The 22038-nt window shown below is 38.7% G+C and carries 14 protein-coding genes; all 14 read left to right on the top strand.

The window, feature by feature from the left end; genetic code table 11:
• The first annotated feature begins 9 nt into the window (after window positions 1–9).
• Window positions 10–2148: an AAA family ATPase gene (locus AN392_RS07340; protein WP_055012332.1), complete on the top strand. Its 2139-nt coding sequence runs from the start codon at window positions 10–12 to the stop codon at window positions 2146–2148.
• A complete protein-coding gene (locus tag AN392_RS07335) occupies window positions 2129–2731 on the top strand; it encodes a bifunctional 2-polyprenyl-6-hydroxyphenol methylase/3-demethylubiquinol 3-O-methyltransferase UbiG (protein ID WP_055012331.1) in 603 nt (200 codons plus the stop codon). The genes AN392_RS07340 and AN392_RS07335 overlap by 20 nt, the downstream gene beginning before the upstream one ends.
• Window positions 2732–2740: 9 nt before the next feature.
• The gene (locus AN392_RS07330; RefSeq protein ID WP_082424792.1) at window positions 2741–3829 is read left to right on the top strand and encodes an HNH endonuclease domain-containing protein; all 1089 of its coding nucleotides are present in this window, start codon (window positions 2741–2743) and stop codon (window positions 3827–3829) included.
• Window positions 3830–4035: 206 nt separating this feature from the next.
• On the top strand, window positions 4036–5022 hold the full coding sequence (locus AN392_RS07325; protein ID WP_055012329.1) for a hypothetical protein: 987 nt from the start codon (window positions 4036–4038) through the stop codon (window positions 5020–5022).
• On the top strand, window positions 5022–6713 hold the full coding sequence (locus AN392_RS07320) for a S8 family serine peptidase (protein ID WP_055012328.1): 1692 nt from the start codon (window positions 5022–5024) through the stop codon (window positions 6711–6713). The genes AN392_RS07325 and AN392_RS07320 overlap by 1 nt, the downstream gene beginning before the upstream one ends.
• A gap of 320 nt (window positions 6714–7033) precedes the next feature.
• Entirely contained in the window at window positions 7034–8509 is a 1476-nt protein-coding gene (locus AN392_RS07315) for a class I SAM-dependent DNA methyltransferase (RefSeq protein ID WP_055012327.1), read from the top strand.
• Complete coding sequence (locus AN392_RS07310) at window positions 8510–9820, top strand: hypothetical protein (RefSeq protein WP_055012326.1); 1311 nt, start codon at window positions 8510–8512, stop codon at window positions 9818–9820.
• Window positions 9817–11280: a class I SAM-dependent DNA methyltransferase gene (locus AN392_RS07305; RefSeq protein WP_152965240.1), complete on the top strand. Its 1464-nt coding sequence runs from the start codon at window positions 9817–9819 to the stop codon at window positions 11278–11280. Before AN392_RS07310 ends, AN392_RS07305 begins: the two co-directional genes overlap by 4 nt.
• Window positions 11281–12513, top strand: a complete 1233-nt coding sequence (locus AN392_RS07300; protein ID WP_055012325.1) for a restriction endonuclease subunit S — start codon at window positions 11281–11283, stop codon at window positions 12511–12513.
• Between the two features lie 2 nt (window positions 12514–12515).
• Window positions 12516–15476: a type I restriction endonuclease subunit R gene (locus AN392_RS07295; protein WP_055012324.1), complete on the top strand. Its 2961-nt coding sequence runs from the start codon at window positions 12516–12518 to the stop codon at window positions 15474–15476.
• A complete protein-coding gene (locus AN392_RS07290) occupies window positions 15476–16324 on the top strand; it encodes a hypothetical protein (RefSeq protein ID WP_055012323.1) in 849 nt (282 codons plus the stop codon). The genes AN392_RS07295 and AN392_RS07290 overlap by 1 nt, the downstream gene beginning before the upstream one ends.
• A complete protein-coding gene (locus AN392_RS07285; protein ID WP_055012322.1) occupies window positions 16324–19512 on the top strand; it encodes a DEAD/DEAH box helicase in 3189 nt (1062 codons plus the stop codon). Before AN392_RS07290 ends, AN392_RS07285 begins: the two co-directional genes overlap by 1 nt.
• 35 nt (window positions 19513–19547) lie before the next feature.
• Complete coding sequence (locus tag AN392_RS07280; RefSeq protein WP_055012321.1) at window positions 19548–20381, top strand: hypothetical protein; 834 nt, start codon at window positions 19548–19550, stop codon at window positions 20379–20381.
• Between the two features lie 304 nt (window positions 20382–20685).
• Window positions 20686–21639, top strand: coding sequence for a ribosome biogenesis GTPase YlqF (gene ylqF / locus AN392_RS07275; RefSeq protein WP_055012320.1), 954 nt, complete (start codon window positions 20686–20688; stop codon window positions 21637–21639).
• Window positions 21640–22038 lie beyond the last annotated feature (399 nt).

The following is a 22038-nucleotide window of genomic DNA, read 5'->3' as shown; positions in this document are numbered from 1 at the left end:
GGGTAAATTATGATTGATGCTAAATCACTATTAAATGGTAAAAGTGGGATTTCATTAGAGCTAACTGAGCGCCTAATGTCGGGTCATGTTGCAGTTTTCTCTCCTCTCAGCTCACTTGAGTTGTTACAAATAGCCGATAAACGAGTTCAAGATTTTATCAAAGAGAGAAGAGGCAATGTTTTAGTGCCGTTTAATATGTCAGAGTTTGTTATAGAAAGCTTGGCCAAGGACTGTTACGCAAGGAATATTCACACAGAGTTAGATAAACTAATTCTTAAGTATGAATCAGCGGTTTATGATCAAGTTGATGAGTTGGTAAATCAAATTGAGATTCAGAGAGCAGTTCCAGCTATGCACGAGACTACATATATATTGAGTGCAAATCCAAGCAATTGGTTTATCGAGTCATTAAACTTTGGTATCAACGTTTTTGAGCAGGTTCAAGGCGCTATGTTTGATGAAGAGAAGTGTTCTTCATTATTGTTAGATTTAAATAGCGCAACCTCTGAATATTGGGCTACAGAACTAGATAAATTAGATTTAAATAGTTTGGGGGTTGTTGGTTTTGTACCTTGTGGGGCTGCTGAAGCTTATAAGCATTTGTGTCACCTAGGGATTAAGTTAATTGAGGGGAATGATTTAGATATTAGCCAACTCACCCAGTGTGCAAATCATAGGACCGATGTCTTAAGAAACTTGGAAGATAGAAAGCGTCGTTTTCTGAAAACTAATTATGCCTCAAGTGTAAAGTTTGAAGATGGTGTTGCGATAGTTCAAGTGGAACAGCCAGAGCTTTGTACATCTTTTGATCCAAATGACTTTGATGTTCCATTTATGACTCTTTATCAACCGAAGTTTGGCTTTTCTGAAGTTGTCGGTAATGAACAGTTAAAGTCACAAATGCGGTTTATTAGAGAGCAACTAAATAATAAAAAGGTGTCCCAAGGCAGCCTCCCGAAAGGTTTATTGTTTTCCGGCCCTCCAGGAACAGGTAAAACATTTATGGCAGAGGCATTTGCCTATGAATTAGGGTTGTCATTTATTGTCATTAATGGAGCTGATGTGGTATCTCAAGGGTGTGCTGTTACTAATCTCAAAAAGTTATTTGAGGTTATTAATAAGATTTCTCCATGCGTAGTCTTTTTTGATGAAGCTGATAGCTTGTGCCGAGCTAGGAATGAAAACAACCCTGTTCATAGTTTGGCTGTAAATACGTTGCTTGCTCAAATGGATGGAGTAACGTCCAGCAAAGGAAATTGTATTTTTATAGCTGCTACAAATCATCCTCACTTACTTGACCCTGCCTTACTTCGTGCAGGGCGATTTGAGCGCGAAATTGGCTTTACATATCCAACAGAAAGTGAGCGCCTAAAAACAATCAAAATTCAGTCAAAAGCTTATAAGGTTGAATTATCTGAAGATGAGAGTGCAGTACTGGCGAGCTTGACTGGAGGAAAAACCCATAAGGCGATTCAAAATGTTTTCCGTGATGTTGTACTTTATTCAGGTAAAAATGAGCGCTGCAGCAATTTCAATAAATTACTTATTACAGTATTAACCAGCGGCAGTTCTATCTCTGATAGTGGAATTAGTCCATCAAATAATGAGCTATTACATACAAAATCGGTTCACGAAGCCGGACATTTTATAGCTATAAAATCACAGTTCCCAGACGCTTCAGTAAAAATGGTTTCGGGAGTGTATGGAATAACCATTTCTGAGGAGTTAGATGTTATGGATATTTTAACAAAAAACCGATTGGATAATGCATTAGTAATTTTATTAGGCGGAAGAGCAGCTGAAGAAGTTATATTTGGAGAGGATAAAATAACGCAGGGATCATCCGAGGATATGAAGCGCGCTACAAAAATGGCGAAAGAGGTCTTAATGAACCTGGGGGCGATTTATCAATGTGAAGGTGTGGACGTTAGGCAGCTTCGAACTTTTGAAGGGGTAATCGATAAAGAGGTAAACAAAGTGGTAAATACTGCTTATCAAGCAGCCAAAACTTTAGTGGGTGAGTATAGAGAGACGTTAGAACAAGTTTCTCACATGTTGCTTAATAATGATTATTTACTGGAATCGTCGTTAAATTTAATTATGTTGAAAAAACAAGGGGATACTTCAAATGCAAAAAGCTTACACTAGTTTCAATTCGACTGAGTATTACGATGATTATGCAGAATCATTTATTGAACAGACGCAAAGCCTAGACATGACAGATCTCCATAACCGTTTTTTACAACATATAAAGCCACATGGGTGGATCTTGGATGCCGGATGTGGAGCTGGGCGAGATATTAGTGCATTTCAAAGTAAGGGATATGAAGTTGTCGCTTTTGATGCTTCAGTAAAAATGGCCCAACAAGCTTCAGAGCACACAGGGATTCAAGTTACTAATACTTCTTTTTTACAGTTCAGCTCTGAAAGAAAGTTTGATGGTATTTGGGCATGTGCTTCCTTATTGCATGTAAGTGAAAACGAAATTGTGGAAACCATTAATCATTTAGTTTCATTCCTAAAAAAAGAGGGCGCGTTTTACTTATCTTTCAAATATGGTGAAGAAGAGCGTTTAGATGGAGATAGGCTATTTCTTGATATGACTGAAGCACGCTTAAATGGCTTAATGAGTAAATTGAATAGCGTGAAGTTAAGAGAGCTTTGGATAACGAAAGATGTACGTGGAGAAGCACGTCCGCCTTGGCTAAATGTAATTTTATATAAAATGTAGTGGGGTTCAATGATGTTACAAGACATAAAAAAAGCAAGTATTGCAGAGTACATAGATGATAGCTGCCATGGCGAAAACTTAAGAAGTTTACGTACAATCGCTCTGTTTGGAAAAAATGTAGCGACTTATAAATTTGCTTTGGCTCTTGCGCTTTTAAAGGTAAAAACAAATCGCTCAGGTATAAACTTTGAAGATTTGCAAGAAGACTTTTTGAATGAATTTTTACTTCACTACGAAGAAGTGCCTGAGCAGTTTAGTAGTGGTAAGCCGACACGATTTACTCTTGCCTGCGATCGTTATATTGAGTCAGGTAAAACGCAGTCTGGTTTTTTGGAATTAAAAGATAGTACGGCTTCTCAATGGCACAATTATGTTTTTGATGCATTTCATAATGTTGGAGGTGGTAGCATCGCAAAAAAGTGGTGGCTGTTTGAGCATGATAGTAAGGGGAAATCACTTGTTCTAACTGATAGGTTGCTTGAGTTACGTGAAAACCCATTAGAAAAAAAGATAATGATTGATGAAATATTAGCTAGGTGGTCAATTGTTCAATCAGCTTGGGCTGCCGGTGTATCTACTAATTTAGTCACTCACTCTAAAACCGAGGGCTTAGTGATATCAAATGAAAGTGGAAGTGGACGACGTGTTAGTCTTCGCAGTGCTCTAGATGCGCTTTTGCCTTATCAAAAAGGCCGGTGCTTCTATTGTGATGCTGTGGTCGATAAAACCAGCCAGAACAGTGATGATTTGTTCCCTGATGTCGACCATTTTTTTGCGCATTCCTATATAGCTAAACTCAAGGAAAAAGGAGATGAAAGAGCTCTATCCATCAATAAAGATGGTATTTGGAATTTAGTAATAGCTTGCAAAGCATGTAATCGAGGTGCGCAAGGTAAATTTGATAGTCGTCCTCCAGTCAACTTTTTTGAAAAGCTTGTTAAGCGGAATATGCTTTTTACTGAAGAGCACAAACATGCTTTTCGAAGTGGAGTTTTAACAACATTAGGCGTGAGCACAAGCACGCAGATGCAAAATAAAATGAATGGCCTTTGGAATGAATTTGAAATTCGTAAAATTTGGACCCCTAAAGGCACTTAATTCTAGTACGTCTTAACTGGGCCTTAGCTACCCTCAATATAGGCTCATATCAGCACATTTATTTAATAAGAAACTATTTAACTGATTATGTTAATTCATAGCAGTATGGCTTCTTATTGCCTAATAAAAAGTTCACGAAAAAGTGAATCCAAAGGAGTTCAGCTCCTTTGGGTCATAGCGATAGTTTTTATTCAAGAGGTAATATAATGAACGTAATAAGGTTGTTAGCACTAAATATAGTTTTATTTTCACTAATGGCTTGTGGTGGTTCGAGTGAATCAACATCAAATGATAAGGTTGAAGTTGTTGGTGAACAAGGGGGAGAAGACAATAATCTTCCAGAGTCAGAGTCAGAGTCAGAGCCAACAAATTTGAGTATAAAAAGCTCTATGGTATCGGCAACTATTAATGAATCGAACTCAATAAAAGTTCCCTTATCTTTAATATATACGGGTGAAAAAAACTTGTCTTTTAAAGGAAGCCATGAAGATATTATAGAAGCGGTTTATGGTAATAATGAGCTTACTTTAAATGTAAGAGAATTACATAAAACCTACCCCCCAATTAACTATGAAATAAGTGTCACAGACGGAGAAGTGACTAGTGAAGTGTTCATAACTATTCAAGTAAATAATGTATCTTTTGATAATTTGTATACTTCACTAAGTGATGAGTTAATAGTTGCTCAATCCCAGCGCCCCTATTTGGAAGTTAATAACTTAGTAAGGTTTTATGCTGATTTATCTTATCGAGCTGGGCTAGTCAGTAAATCTAAAAGTAATAAATTGCGAAGTTTAGCGGTTAAAAATATTGAGGGGGCTCATTTAATTTTTGGAGAGCAGCTAGAGTCTTTTAGAGCAGAGCTAGATAGGCTAAATCAAACTTTTGGTAGTTCAGAAGATCAGCTTGAAGCTATAAACAAGCGTTATGTTGAACGTTTAAACAACTACGCTGATGAACTATTTTCTACAGTATCAACTTTTGCACTTCACTATGATGGTTATATGCCTGAGCTTAAAACTACAACACCAATAAAAACAGGGGATACATTTTCATTTTTTATAGGGGTTCTGGACTATGGCTATTACGATAATGAGACTGGAGATTGGCACTTTAAAGACCAATACGCCTTTTTGAATTCAATAGCAAGTAACTCACTCCAATGTAATTTAGTAAATAAGGAAGCTGAATAATGAAATCTCTAAAAGTAATGGCTTTTATCATCTGCTTTATAAATTTAACTTCACTTTCAGTAAAAGCTACTGATGAGCAGGTTTCACTTGTGATTTCAAAAGGCAGCATCTTAATTGAGCGGAAGGCTCATTATACAACTTCTTCTAAGGATGAAGGTATAAATCAAAAAACGCCGCTGTTATTTTCTAAACCTACAATTTTAAAAGTGAGTGAATTAGATGCTAGCTATCAAATAGAGCTATTGAAAAGCCAAGGGTATCGAGTAGCACGTGATTATCCTATTTCCCCAGAAGGACAGCCTGACTACTCTTGGCGTGGTACTTATAATATTAAAGGTCTTTCTGCTTTAGCCGAAAGTGGGAGCTATACACCTAATGATCCGTCATACAGTGAACAGAACCACTTACACCCCAATAATGAAACCAATTTGACTGGTAGTGACTTTGTTGGTGCATGGGCTTTAGGGGAGCCTAGCTCTAGAGCGAGGGTTGGCATTATTGATGGAGGATTTCTAACAAAAGGTTACTTTTCGGATATGCGAATGCCAGTTGCAGAAAAGTCATTTATTCATGAAAGGTTAGGAGAGTCAGGTTGGAATCGTGAGGAAGATATGAGTTGTGAGATTGGGCACGGTGCAGCTGTTTATGGCGTCATTGGTGCAATCACGAATAATAATGAGGGTATTGCTGGTGCTGCTAATGTGGATATGGTCATGGCACAGAGTCAGCTTTGTAGCTTGGGCTCTTTTTATATTCTATCAAAAAGTATCTACTGGCTTGCGGGCATAGACTATTTTGGTATTGAAGGGCTAGAAGATTCAGTTGATGTCATTAACATTTCACTAGGTGGTGAGTTGGAGTGCCCTTACTACTTACAAGATGCGATTGACGTTGCACGCTCAAAGGGGATTGCAATTATAACTTCTGCTGGGAATGCGAGAAATGATATTGTAAATATGGCACCATCAAATTGCCAAGGAGTAATCTCTGTATCTGGTATTAACGATTATTCAGGTGACTTAAATATCTCATCGTCCTATGGCAAAGGTGTATCGATATCTACAAAAGGAGCCTTTATTCCATCTTTTAATAAGGTTGCTGATGATTACATTGGGAACTGGAGCGGTACGTCATTTTCGGCTCCGATAGTTACAGGTGCATACGGGCTTGCTAAATCACATGCACCAAGCCTTTCCGGTCGAACACTTCGCCAGCTTTCAGAGTCGACGGCCAAAGCGTTAGTAGGCCCCGAATGTGAAATGAACGGATGTGGCTCTGGGCTGCTTGATGCTAAATCATTTGTTGAGGCAGCAATTGAAGTGGAAAATAACGGTTTTGGGTTTGTGGCTCCGGCTTTGAAGTCTGCTACTCCTTGTGATGAAAGCCTATACCTTACAGCAACAGGGTTACTAGAACGATTATGCTCATCTTACGAGTTTAGTATTACACCGTATTTTGATAATGGTAAAACAACTTTTCGCATCATGAGTGCACCGATGCTCGAGGAGATTACTGAGTTAAATACAACTATTTTGGCTGTTACATCTGAAACTAATTTTATTCTTACAGATGTAGATACTCGTGAAAACCAATACTTCTTCCAACTTTGTAATGAAAATGAAGAATGTGAAGAAAATCAAATATACCACTTAAATGTTGATATATTTGAGCCGCCTAGTTACTGCGAATAGAACCCATACAGTAAGGGCCTGCGTTGTGTTACATAAAACAGGCTAAGGCAAAAGTTAAACTGAAAATGTAGAAAGCTCTTGTGTTGTTGAATAACTTAATAAATTGACTTAAGAGTGTTCAATTTATTAAGTTTGTTTTACTCTGTCAGTAATAAGGGATTGTTTAGCGTTAGATTGAGTAAGTAAAGCTTAATATGGATATGAGCAACAAACCATGCCATTGTATTTATTAAGCTTCCATCAACTACTCTGCTCATTAATGTATAATCTAGCCTAGAAATCCTCAGCTTATAGCAAGTTAAATACAACGAGATTTAATAATGGAAAAAATAACGCTCTCACAGCTAGAGCAGTACCTCTCAAAGGCAGCCTGGATCTTAAAAGGGCCAGTAGATGCTTCCGACTTTAAAGTATACATATTTCCGCTACTTTTCTTTAAGCGTATATCTGATGTGTACGACGAGGAGTACCGCCTAGCGCTTGAAGAGTCAGATGGCGATGAAGACTACGCAGCACTGCCAGAAATGCACCGCTTTGAAATCCCGCAAGGCTGCCACTGGCAAGATATTCGTGAAACAACCACCAACGTAGGTGCCGCGATTGAAAGCGCCTTACGTGGCATAGAGCAAGCTAACCAGGAATACCTTTACGGTATATTTGGTGATGCCCAGTGGAGCAATAAAAATAAGCTATCTGATGCCTTACTCATTGACTTAGTTGAACACTTTTCACAGTACATATTAGGTAATCAAAACGTTGACCCTGATATGCTAGGCAATGCTTACGAATACTTAATAAAACACTTTGCCGATTTAACCAATAAAAAAGCGGGTGAATTTTATACGCCTCGCTCAGTGGTCCATTTACTAGGGATGATTTTAGACCCACACGAAGGCGAAACTGTTTACGACCCGGCATGTGGTACAGGCGGTATGTTGCTTGAGTGTGTAGATAACCTAAAACATAACAACGAAGATTACCGTACTCTAAAACTTTACGGCCAAGAAAAAAACCTAACGTCTAGCTCTATTGCCCGTATGAACATGTTTTTACATGGCATAGAAGACTTTGAAATATTACGTGGCGATACACTGCGTAACCCGGCTTTTTTTGAAGCCGATGGTCTTAAAACCTTTGATTGTGTAATAGCCAACCCACCATTCTCGTTAAAGGATTGGGGCGCTGAAAATTGGGCTAACGACCCTTATGGCCGTAACATTGCCGGTGTACCACCAAAAGGGAATGGTGATATGGCATGGGTGCAGCACATGGTTAAATCCATGAACAGCACCGGCCGCATGACAGTAGTACTACCGCATGGTGCATTATTTAGAAAAGCCGCCGAAGGTAAAATACGTAAGCAGTTACTTGAACAAGATATGCTAGAAGCGGTTATCGGTTTAGGGCCTAACGTGTTCTACGGCACACAGTTAGCTGCTTGTGTCATGGTGTTTAAGCAAAATAAACCTGCCGATAAAAAAGGCAAAGTACTGTTTATAGATGCATCAGACCAAATTCGTGTAGGCCGTGCACAAAACTTCCTAGAACCAAACCACGTTCAACAAATTTACGACTGGTATCACAACTATCAAGATGTAGAAAACTACGTCAAAGTTGCTTCAATGGACGAGCTAAAAGAAAACGACTTTAACTTAAACATACCGCTATATGTTGAAAAAATAATTGAAGACAATCTACCATCAGTAGAAGAAGCAATGGCCGATTTAAAACAAGCCTGGCAAGCAAGCCAGGAAGCTGAAGAGAAGTTTAAAGCTGTTTTAAAAAGGTTTTTGTAAATGAATAAGCATTTAAATATTTTTAAAACATACGCTAAAGACAACCGTAGTTACCAGTTAGAGAACGATCTAACCAGGGCTTTAGCAATATGCTTGCAAGAAGACGCATTATTTTTTCATGAGGTACTAAAAGCCGTTATTAGCAACTCAGGATTGTATAATCGGTTATTTGAAGATCTCGACGGCGATACAGAGGTACAAATAGAAATACAAAAAAGAACCAGCCAAATACAAGAGTTTGAGCAGGTTTTTGCTGTGTCGTTAAGTGAAAGCGCTATGTCTGACTTTTGGCAGCAAACTCATAACGCGGAATACGACCCTATTTGCGACATGGTAATCACCATAAACAATATTTTAATTGTTATAGAAGCTAAAAGAGACAACATCGACTGTACTTCGCAACTGTATAACCAAATACTTAATATATTCACTAATCAAAGCAAGCGCCTTGAAGACAACAAACAAGCAATTACACCAGTTGATTTGAACTGGAAAAAGCTAATGGCGATAGCGGTTAAAGTTGCCAGTTTCGAAAAAACTACCGCTAATACAAATAGGTTCCTTAGTGATTTTATCCAATTAGTAAAAGAGCATAATTTTAGTTGGCTACCAGAAACACCAATAGGCTCTTTAAAAACCATTAATGCAAAATCAATTTCCAGACGAATTGAGTCAGCACTTATAAAGTTTTGTGATGAGCATACCAAGGTAGAAAAGTTAGCCTACCGAGATAGGTTAGGCACCACATTTACTAAAAGGTGGGCTAATGAACTGCTATTTAATATAGACGCGAACACCGGTGACTTAATTGTCGATATTTACCCAGGTAATACCAAAGGCCAAGGGTATGACATTTTTCAAAATGAGCCGCAGTTTAATACCCAGCTAAATATCGATGATCAGTTTTACAGCACAAAAAAAAGCTACCATATCAAAATTATGGGGCAGTCATACATAACAGGCTTGTGGCTCAGTGATAGTGACTTTAAAAAGCCTCTATACACCAAACAAAACTTTAATAAATACACTGGCAGATTCAAAAGAGAGTCGTGGGGCACTATTGAGGCTTTATTAGATGAGCACATAAGCTCCGACTGGAAAAACGAATGTAAATGGGAAGGTAAAATATTAAGCTCAAATAGAACAGTGTTTAACATTGCCTTTGGTTATCAAATTAAAATTAGAATACCGTTTAATAAACTGTCGCAGTTAGATACTAATCACAGCGATATAACGCCATTAGCTAATTTAATTAACAGTATTTATAAAGCATTTGAAACAAGTTTGCTTATCAAGGAGCCATCAGCATGATGACCCAACAAGAATTAGAAAAATACCTTTGGGGCGCAGCTACAGCACTCAGAGGTACAATAGATGCCGGTGACTACAAGCAGTACATTTTCCCACTTATGTTTTTTAAGCGTATATCAGATGTATACGACGAAGAGTTTGAAAACGCACTTACAGAAAGCGATGGCGATTTAGAATATGCCGCCTTTGCAGAAAACCATAACTTTTTAATCCCTGAAGGCGCGCATTGGAACGATGTACGCGAAACCACTACTAACATTGGTTTAGCACTGCAAAATGCCATGCGTGCCATTGAAAAAGCCAACCCAGATACCTTAGACGGTATTTTTGGCGATGCCAGCTGGACTAATAAAGAACGCCTTTCTGACGGTATGCTTACCAACCTGATTGAGCATTATTCACAACAAAAGCTTAATTTAAAAAATGTACCCGACGACAAGCTAGGTAATGCTTACGAGTACTTAATTAAAGAGTTTGCTGACGATAGCGGCCACACCGCCGCAGAGTTTTACACCAACCGTACCGTGGTTAAATTAATGACCATGATTATGGACCCACAACCCGGTGAGTCAGTATACGATCCTACCTGTGGCTCGGGTGGTTTATTACTTAACTGTGCCTTGCACCTTAAAGATGAAGGTAAAGAATACCGCACCCTAAAATTATACGGCCAAGAGATTAACCTATTAACCTCAGCCATTGCTCGAATGAACATGTTTATGCATGGCATTGAAGAGTTCGATATAGTTCGTGGTAATACCTTAAGTAATCCCGGTTTGCTTGAAAATGACGAGCTGAAAAAATTCAACGTAATTCTAGCTAACCCGCCATATTCAATTAAATCATGGGATCGTAAAGCATTTGAAAGTGATCCTCATGGCCGAAATGTATGGGGTACGCCACCGCAAGGCTGTGCCGATTATGCTTTTCAGCAGCATATTCAAAAGAGTCTCGATTTAGGTAATGGCCGTTCAATCTCATTATGGCCACACGGTATTTTGTTCCGTGACGCCGAAACAGAAATGCGTAAAAAAATGATTGAGCAAGACCAAGTTGAATGTGTCATAGGCCTTGGTCCAAATCTGTTTTATAACTCACCTATGGAAGCCTGTTTGTTAATTACTAAAACAAATAAAATCGAGAGTAAAAAAGGTAAAGTACTAATCATTAATGCCGTGAAAGAAGTAAGGCAAGATAAAAACATTGCCTACCTTGAACAAAACCACATTGATCGCATTTACAATGCTTATCAAAATTATGCTGATGAAGATGGTTTTAGCAAAGTAGTTACCATAGACGAAGTGCTTAATCATAAAGCTAGTTTAAATATGGCGCTTTATGTCAGTAATGTTGATAGCAGTAAAGTACATATATCATTAGATGATGCACTCGCTAACTGGCAAACATCATCAGAGCAGCTATCAAACTGCATGGATCAGTTATTTAAGGAATTAGGTTAAATGTCAGAAGTGAAAATTGATTTAAATAACTTAGATAAGTCCAATTGGAAAACTTACCGCTTTGATGAAATTGCTAAAAATATTTCTGAGCGTGTTGACCCAAATAATACCGATTTAGAAGTGTATATTGGTCTTGAGCATATTGATTCTGAATCACTGCATATCAAGCGTCATGGTACACCTGACGACGTAAATGGGCAAAAGCTCAAATTTTACAAAGGCGATATCATCTTTGGTCGCCGCCGTGCTTATCAACGTAAGGCGGGCATTGCCACTTGGGACGGTTTTTGTTCAGCGCATGCTTTGGTGCTAAGAGCAAATCCTGATGTGATAGATCCAGAGCTATTTCCGTTTTTTATGCATTCTGACTTATTTATGAATCGGGCAATTGATATTTCTGTGGGCTCATTATCTCCGACGATCAATTGGGGCACATTGAAGCATCAAGAGTTTTTAATTCCACCTATATCTCTTCAAGAGAAATTGTCCCAACTTTTTTTGCAACTAAATCAAAGCTTAAGTGAAAAGAAAAACACTCTAGACAAAATTAGGGTATATAAAGATAGTTGCTTTAAATATTTACTTGAAGGTGGAAATAAGCCTAAAACAGAAAAATCTCCTTTAGGGTTGCTACCCAAAGGATACCAGGTTATGAAAGTTGAAGATTTTCTCCTTGATAAGAAAGGAGCTATGAAGATGGGACCTTTTGGTAGTTCATTAAAAAAAGAGCTTTTAATTTCTGAGGGAATCAGAGTATATGGTCAAGAGAATGTATTCAGAAAGGATATGAGTGTTGGCGACAGGCACATATCAAAAGATTACTTTGAGAGTAAATTGAAATCTTGTGAAGTCTTCCCTGGTGACTTTTTAATTTCAATTATGGGTACTGTTGGTAAAACAATGGTTGTTCCTGATAATACACCTCAAGGCATCATGGACTCGCATTTAATAAGATTGCAAATCAATAAAAACTTTTTAAGCCCAGAATTATTAGGTTATCAATTCACCTCTAGTTTAGTTATTAATCAGATTAACAGATTAGCAGTAGGTGGAATTATGGATGGGTTAAGCTCAGGAACTCTAAAGAAAATAAACTTTATTATTCCTCCTCCAACAGAACAAATTGATATTCTAGATAAAATGTCAGCTGTAAAAAACTCAGAAGATATAAATTCAAAAAACATTGAAAATTTAAAAGTTTTACAGACAACTATTTCAAACAAGGTGTTTTAGGTATGGGATTTACCGAATTAAATAGTGTGGAACACTACATCATCCATCAAATGACGGGCGTTAATTTAAACGCTAATCAGGTTTCTGAGCCTCAAAAAACGTTTGGCGTTCAATGGCAGTTTCAATCACCAGAGCAGTTAGGCCGTGGTGTTAATGAGGTGTTAGTTGAAGCTGAATTGGTTAAGGCATTAATTCGCCTTAATCCAGAGATTGAAGCTAACCCCAATTTGGCTGATGAAGTAATACATAAACTCCGTGCTATTTTAATTTCGGTAAATCAAGTGGGCTTAGTAAAAGCCAATGAAGAATTTTTCGCTTGGATGACCGGTGAAAAGACGATGCCATTTGGTGAAAATAATCGCCATGTGCCAGTTAACCTCATCGACTTTGATGATTTAACCCGTAACGATTATGTGGTGACTAATCAGTTCCGCATTCACCACAGAGAAACCAAAATACCTGACGTGGTATTAATGATTAACGGTATTCCGGTTGTGGTAGGTGAAGCTAAAACACCGATTCGCCCATCAGTAACCTGGTTAGATGGTGCCCATGAAGTACACAGCATTTACGAAAACGCTGTACCTCAGTTATTTGTGCCTAATATTTTGTCTTTTGCTACCGAAGGGCGTGAGCTGTTTTATGGTGCAATACGCTGCCCATTAGAGTTTTGGGCTCCATGGCGTGTTGAAGACGCGCAGTTAACGCGTGCTGTTGGTTTATCAGGTGTTGGAGCAGAGCTAACCGATTTATTAAGCCCTGAACGCTTGCTCGATATAATGCGTAACTTCTCGTTGTTCACTACTAATAATAAAAAACAGCGCATTAAAGTAATACCGCGTTTTCAGCAATATGAAGGCGCGAATAAAATTGTAGAACGAGTGATTGAGGGCAAAGTTAAAAAAGGCTTAATTTGGCACTTTCAAGGCTCTGGTAAATCCTTATTAATGGTATTTGCCGCACAAAAACTTCGCCGTGCTGCACAGCTTAAAAGCCCTACAGTTATTGTACTGGTAGATAGAACGGACTTAGATACCCAAATTAGCGGTACATTTAATGCTGCTGATGTCGCTAATGTGGAATCAACCGATAGCATTAAAGAACTGCAACAAATGCTAGAGCGCGATACCCGTAAGATTATTATCTCAATGATCCACAAGTTCCGTGATGCCAAACCGAATATGAATGAGCGTGAAAACATCATTGTATTGGTCGATGAGGCACACAGAACCCAAGAAGGTGATTTAGGCCGCCAAATGCGCGCCGCTTTACCTAACGCCTTTTTATTTGGTTTAACCGGTACGCCTGTAAACAAAGCCGATAAAAATACCTTTTGGGCCTTTGGCGCTGAAGAAGACAAAGGCGGCTATATGAGCCGTTATACCTTCCACGACTCTATTCGTGATGAAGCTACCTTACCACTGCATTTTGAGCCACGTTTAGTAGATGTGCATGTAGACAAAGAAGCACTCGATAAAGCGTTTAAAGACTTTAAAGATAGCGCTGCGCTAACAGATGAAGAAGCCGATGCACTAAATCAAAAATCTGCAAAAATGTCAGCGTTTTTAAAGTCGCCTGAGCGTGTGGAAAAAATAGTTGAAGACATTGCTATACACTTTATGGATAAAGTGGAACCCCATGGTTTTAAAGCCATGATAGTCACACCAGACCGTTATGCCTGTGTGCAATATAAAGAAGAACTCGATAAACACTTTGATGAAGCAGCCAGTAAGGTGGTTATATCCACTAGCGCGAATGATGATTATGAGTTTAAGCAAAAGTGGGGCATAGACAAAAGCCAGCAAGAAAAGCTGGTGGATGAATTTAACGATGCAAAATCAGAGCTTAAATTTATTATTGTTACTGCAAAACTGCTAACCGGGTTTGATGCGCCTATATGCCAAACCATGTATTTAGATAAGTCGATTAAAGACCACACCTTATTGCAGGCAATATGTCGTACCAACCGTTTATACCCAAATAAAACCTTTGGCTGTATTGTTGACTACTTTGGCGTATTTGACGATGCGGCAAAAGCACTAGAATTTGATGAAGAAAGCGTACAGCAAGTTATCTCTAACTTAAGCGAGCTACGCGCAAAGCTACCAAAAGCGATGGCTGATACATTAGCTCACTTTGCTGGCGTAGATAGAACTATAGAGGGTTTTGAAGGCCTAGAGGCTGCACAGAATGCTATTAGCACAGATGAAAAGAAAGATGCTTTTGCACTCGATTTTAAATACCTGGCCAAACTGTGGGAGTCGCTTTCACCTGATAGTGTACTTGATCAATACAACGAAGATTACAAATGGCTAGCCCAGGTTTATGAGTCGGTAAAACCAGCCTCAGATAACATTGGTAAGTTGTTATGGCTAACGCTAGGCGCACAAACAACACAACTCATACACGACAACGTGCATGTAGGTAATGTACATAACCTGGAAGAGTTTGTGCTTGATGCAGACGTTATCGAAAACATTTTTAATAACCCAGACCCACGTAAAACAAAACAGCTTGAGAAAGAGCTAGCAAAGCGTTTTAAAGACCGTGGCGACTTACCTGTATTTAAATCGTTAAGTGAACGACTAGAAGCCCTGCGCGACAAAGCCGAAAAAGGCTTAATAGCCTCAATCGACTTTGTAAAAGAGCTTTGTAAAATAGCCAAAGAAACCGTTCAGGCAGAAAAAGAACTAGACGACGAACTACAAGAAAAAACACCGAAAGCCGCATTAACAGATCTGTTTTTAGAGCTTAAAGACGATCAAACCCCCGCAGTAGTAGAGCGCATAGTAACCGACATAGACGCCATTGTACGTGTTGTTCGCTTCCCAGGCTGGCAAGGAACAACCGGCGGCGAACGCGAAGTACAAAAGTCACTACGCAAAGCATTACTCAAATACAAACTCCACACAGACCAAATACTGTTTGATAGAGCGTACGGGTACATAAAGGAATATTATTAATGACACAAGAAAATGGACTTTCTGCACTAGAAATTACAGACTTTCCTATTGATGATGACTGTGTTGGAGCTAAATGGATCGTAAAAAATGACGATCAATTATCAAAGTTAATTGCAATAGTGGTGATGGGGCAGGCAGCTCAGGCTGCGTATATTATAGATGAACTTATCCCCGCTGCACCGGCCTTCACTAATGAAGCTTTGCAAAACGAAGCTATCATTAAGTTTACTGTTCAAGAAGAAAAACAAACACCAAGAGTAGGTTATCCGAGGCATCAAAGAGATGGACTGATCTTTGAAATTATATCCTGGATAGCAGCAAAACAAATTGCAGGTGATCAGTGTTATTTAAAGGATCCTCATACTAGTGCTACATCGCAGGGCTTAGATGGGATAATGATTGAGCTGAGCGAAGACTCTAGTCAGATCGAAAAATCAACAATATTTGAAGATAAGTGTACTGAACATCCTAGAGATACATTTAGAGAGAATGTCATTCCTGGATTTGTTGATCGTCACAGCAATACAAGAAATGCCGAACTTATTGCTGCAGCAGCAAGTTTAATTCAGTTAAGTGGAATTGCAACTCCACAGGCGATGCAAATGGTTAGAAGAGTTTTAGACAACAGTTATAGGCACTATAGGGCTGCGTTTGCACTGACAGATAAATATGATAATGAAAAAGCTAGGAAAGGGCTTTTTAAGGGTTATAGCAGCTTGGAAGGTATCAATCAGTCACAGAGGATTGGTGCGAGTCTAATTGTTGAAGGTGAACTAAGAGATTGGTTTGATTTAATCGCTACAAAAATTATTGGATATATCCAAGAAATTAATGAGGTACAAGCCTAATGTATGATCCTGAAACGGCTACTCTACTTCGATCAGCACCAGAACTTCCAGATTTAGACCCTAATAATTTACCTAGGTTATTAACAAACCATTACGCTCGAATTATTTCCTATAGACTGAGCGATGAAGAGCACGAGACAGATCAAGATAATTGGACGTTAGATAAGATAGCAGACAGTTATGAACTTATGGTATCTCTTAGCGAAGATCCAAGTATTAAACGTCCATCCGCATTTGTTGCTGCTAGTGCCCAGTTAATCATTGCCAGGCGTGATGAGTTACTCAATGTTGATAGTAGTATATTGCCTAACATTACTAGAGACAGACTAGCTCCAGAAGTTTCAGCCGTATTACTGTTTTTGATTGCTGAACAATATGCTGATGCTCATGAAGCCGCATCAAAAATTAATGTGAGTGATGATGAGCCTTTAACTATCGTATCATTATTGACTCATTATGTTGCCGACCTTGCAAGAGGTAACTTATCTAACATTATAAGTTGTTCTGAGAAAAGAGCTGAGATTGTTAATATCTCAATAATGCCCAATGAGGACTCAGCGTTTTTAGTTATGTTGAATGCATTGGCTTCAGCTATAGAGTCCATGGCTAAAGTTGTGCTTGGGTCTCTTGAAGAGCAAGAAACTTCACCCTTATCAGTATTTGAGAAAGTTAAGGTTCTTTCATCAGTATCCATTGAGCGTAATTTAGCTTCAAGAATTGAAGTCAGCTATCCAGGTGTACAGCATTTATCATCGTTATTAATATCTGTATTTAGTGTTATTTCTGAGTCTTCGTTGACAAATTTAGCCGCTCCAGAAGGTTCAAACCCTGAATTTTGGCATGACTGGATCAATTTTAGAGCTAATAAATTCCCATATATTTGGCCTAACCACCGTAAAGCTTTAGAGGCCGAGTTCCATAAAAGTGGTGTTTCAGCAGTTTTAGTTTTACCTACTGGGGCCGGTAAAACGACCGTTTCATCAATTAAAATTGCTAATACATTATCTCAAGGGAAGAAAGTTATCTTTTTAGCTCCAACACATGCATTAGTAGAGCAATTAACAACCGACCTTCAGCAGATGTTTCCTCAGGATATTTTAGGCTCTTTGGTATCGAGCGATTTCGATTTGCTTTTTCAAGTAGGAGTAGCACTCCCTGAAATTGAAGTAATGACACCAGAAAGGTGTTTGGCTATGCTGTCGTTCTCGCCAGGTTCTTTTGAAGATGTAGGGCTTCTTGTTTTTGATGAGTGTCATTTATTGAGCCCCCAATCAGGAAAAATTCGTCGCTCTCTAGATAGTATGCTTTGCCTATTAGCCTTTCACAAAATAGCACCTAATGCAGATGCTCTATTCCTTTCTGCAATGGTTGAAAATGGAAAGGAATTCTCCGATTGGATTTCTCAATTAACTAATAGAGATTGTATAAATATCGATCTTTTATGGAAGCCTAGCAGGCAGGCTCGTGGGGTTGTCATTTACCCTGAAAGCTCAATAAATGAAATCAAAATTAAAGCAATGACAGCCCAAAAAGCGATGGATATGCACAGCGGAAAATCAGCAAAAGGGCTTAGAGCTTCTGCGTCAAGGCTATTAAAAACGGAGCCTCATGCTATTTGGGGGCTGCAACATAATTGGCTTGATACAGCAAATAATAATGCAGCATGTACCTTTACAAAACTTTCTGAAGATAAGGTAGCGCTTTCAGGAGTTATAAACTCTTACGGTTTATCAATAAAGCCCAATGTAAATGAAGTGTCTGCCAAAATTGCTGAAATGAGCGCTTCAAAAGGATTAAAAACAATAGTTTTTGTAAACCAAAAATCACATGCCATTTCCACCTCAAAAAATATTTCCAATGCTCTCGGTACTAATATTGAATCAACAGAAGAAGAAGAACTAAGATGGGAAGCCCTAGCTATTGAATTAGGTGATATAAAACATTCTTTGCTTACCAAGGGAAATTCTGCTGTGCCTCATAATGCATCTATGCTCCGTATTGAAAGAGAGCTCTCAGAACGTTTATATAAACGAGAAGATGGAGCAATGGTAATTGTTGCAACACCAACATTGGCTCAAGGTCTTAATTTACCCGCTCAATTAGCTATTCTAGCCGGAGACAAACGTGCTGAAGTTGATAGTGGAGGACGGGAAGCATTAGAAGCTCATGAGTTATTGAATGCCGCAGCAAGAGCTGGTAGAGCAGGTCATTTAGCAAATGGAATTGTTCTACTAGTTCCTGAGCCAATACTGACATTTCCAGAAAACCAAAGCCTAAACTTTGAAGCTGTACAAAAGCTACAATCACTAATCCCAGAGGATGACCGCTGTGTTGAAATCTCGGACCCCCTCAGTATCATTTTAGATCGAATATCCGCTGGGGAAACCTTGGATAGAGATGTAAATTATTTAGTAAACCGATTTGCAACTTTAAATGACACTGATAATGATGAAAATAGACTTTTTAATTTAGATAATTCATTTGCTGCTTATCGCTCAAGAGTAAAAGGTGATGAGCGGCGATATATAGCACAGGCTAGAGAGCTAACTCAGTTGGTTGAACAAGAGGCAACAGATGAAATTGATGAGTACCTATCAATTTTAGCCTCTCAAAGTGGGCTTCCACCACAGGTCCTCTTAAGGTTGAAATTCAAAATATCAAATGAAGTTGGAACCCTTCCAGAATCAATAGAGGATTGGATCATATGGCTTCTTACTTGGCTTAAGTTTGATACGGAAGCTCGGGATGTACTCTTATTTGAAGTGCAAACTTCTATACTTGGTTCCGTTGGAAGAAGCAAAAATGAGCCATTCTGTAATGAGGCTCTAGACGAGTTAATTCCAGGTATAATTTCTTGGATTAGTGGTCAATCGATTAGTGATATTGATAGAGCCTTAGGTGGCAGCCCTGACTCAAGTTCTGCTACTGCTAAATCATGCCCTAGAGCTAGAGAGTTAGTCAGTTCAGTTTTACCTAGAGGGCTTTCATTTATCATGGGGCTAATTACTCGCGTCATTTCAGAGATTAATCCATATGAGGCTCAACCGGGGTTATCTTTAGATGTTGTTGAAGCTCTTAGCCCAGCAATTCGCTTGGGGTACGATTCACCGGAAAAGCTTGCATTTTCATTTGCTAATCCCAGCATACTTTCGAGAGTAAGCATACATCATGCTTTTTCTGCCTTATAACTAATTCAAAGTAATATAAAAACAAGGAGAAATAATTGGCGGTTAAATATGAAGGGACAATTCTGGTAGATAAATATTTAGAGAAAGTTCTCAATGCATTGTTTGGGACGCTATCAAGCAGGTTGATAGTTTCTGGATTGGGGTTACTAACATTTGGATTTTGGGATGTAGTAGTTTTTGCTTGGGAAACAAAGGCTCTTGGTAGAAATGTAGCCTCGCCAGGTGCCGATATGGGATGGTCAGAGTTGTTAGGCCTAGCCTTGTTGGTATCAGGCATACTAATGTCCGTAGCCAAGAGCATTATTACTTTTTTTGTATCTAGAGCTGATAATTTAGATGAACGAAGAATAAAGCTATTAGAAGACTACCATAATTTACCGGATGTTAGGTTGCAGCACGAGTTATGGAAAGTTTATAGAATACGTAACGCAGATACAGGTACATCTAAGAGAATCCTAGCTCACCCAGAAAACAAAATGGGTGCTATGGATTTGTTTAAAAAGTGTCACTTAAACATCAAATGCAATGAGGGTTATTGGGTTGAATTGAAAGGGTGGGGGTTCAAGTTTAGGTATTGGTTAGTTTTTTTGCTTTTAATCGCTAGTTTACTTTTACTTCTTACAACTTTTGCTCTTGCTGGGTTTGAATATGTTTATCCCGGAATATCTTCATCTGGGCCATACGCATGCGAGTCATATGTAGGCTTGTCTATTCTTATTATTTTAAGTATTCGCTATATTCTCGGTGATTTCAGCAAGATGGGAGCGGCTATCAACTTAGTGGAGAATTACATTCCCTCAAGACCGAATAATCAAACCGCTATAATTAAGGCTGACAACGACAAAAAGCCACTTAAACACCAGCTCTAAAATTTGTCGGAATACTCAATTGTTTTTTTTGATTAAAATGTGCCGATGCATCGGCTTTATGCTTTAATTTATAAGTTAATATCAAAGGACTTTAATTAAATTGTAGGTATTGTTAAATATAAACTCTTAATGATTTACGTAAAAACGTATTTCTACATGTTTAATAATACATGCATCTGCAATAATTTTTAGTAATATAGTAAACTACATATCTAAATAAGAAGTACAGAAGCATAATTTTACTTTTAGTACCCACACTAGTACCCATAGGCTGCGGCCTTTAATTAAAGGTCATACAAATCAAATGAGTAGAGCAGGAATACAGTGGTTCCCTGGGCACATGAATAAAGCCCGAAATGAAATTAAAGAAATAATGCCACAAATGGATGTGATCATTGAAGTGCTAGATGCGCGCATTCCTTACAGTAGCGAAAACCCGATGGTGGCTACCCTGCGTGAAGGTAAGCCGGTCATCAAAATTCTCAATAAAGCCGATTTAGCTGATCCTAAAATGACGCAAACCTGGAAAGACTATTTTGAGCAAGAAAATGGCGTAAAAGCCATTGCATTTGGTAACGATAAAGCGGCTGAAGTGCATCGAATTAATGAGCTATGTAAAAAGTTAGTGCCACATAAAGTCGGTGCCGATAAGCAAATTAAAGCCATGATCATGGGTATTCCAAACGTAGGTAAATCTACGCTTATTAATGTGCTTGCTGGGCGTATAGTGGCTAAAACAGGTAACGAGCCTGCAGTAACTAAGGCGCAGCAACGTATTAAGCTTGATGATGGCATTATGCTTTACGATACGCCAGGGATGCTGTGGCCAAAAGTAGAAAACGAAAACTCAGGTTATCGTTTAGGCGCAACCGGTGCGATACGTGATACCGCTATTGAGTACGAAGAAGTAGCAAGTTACACCGCTGAGTATTTATTGCATGCTTATCCTGAGCTTTTAAAAGCACGTTATAAGTTAGATGAGCTACCAGAAAGTGATTGGGAGTTTGTTGAAATGGCGGGTAAAAAACGCGGCTGTATTCGCGGTGGTAACCAAATCGATACGTATAAAATGTCAGAAATTCTAATTAATGAATTACGAGATGGTATTATTGGCCGCATCACCATGGAAACACCTACCATGCGTGAAGAGGAAGAAATAATGGTGGCTGGATTGCGCGCTGCTGCAGAGGCTAAAAAGCAAGCCAAAGAAGAAGAGAAAAAACAACGCCGAGCACGTGCACGAAAAAACCGCCGTTAATTTTTAAAGCGTAGGTTAAAGCCTTACGCATTAAATTACAGACATAAAAAAAGCCCGTAAGGGCTTTTTTAGTTTCATATCTACCGTCACCGATATGAGCAATGTAGCAAGTAAATGAGTAGGGCGGAAACAGGTCATAAACAGCAAGGGGCGTTGTGGTTTATAACAGGTTTCCATAGCTGTTAGCGTGCGCCACACGTCTGTTTCAGGGTCGAGAAACAAATGAATTTTTCAGTCACAAAAAGCAATGTACCGCCTTCTTGTTGATAGTGATTATCAGTTAGATTTGAGTGGCTGTCAACACCTTAATGCAAATAATTCTCATTAACTTTGGGCTGATTGTATATTAAATTACAGGCATAAAAAAAGCCCGTAAGGGCTTTTTAGTTTCATATCAAC

Source organism: Pseudoalteromonas sp. P1-16-1b, assembly GCF_001401785.1.
Taxonomy (GTDB): Bacteria; Pseudomonadota; Gammaproteobacteria; order Enterobacterales; family Alteromonadaceae; genus Pseudoalteromonas; species Pseudoalteromonas undina.
Note: the sequence above shows the minus strand (reverse complement) of the source record. Positions and strands in the feature narration are given on the sequence as shown.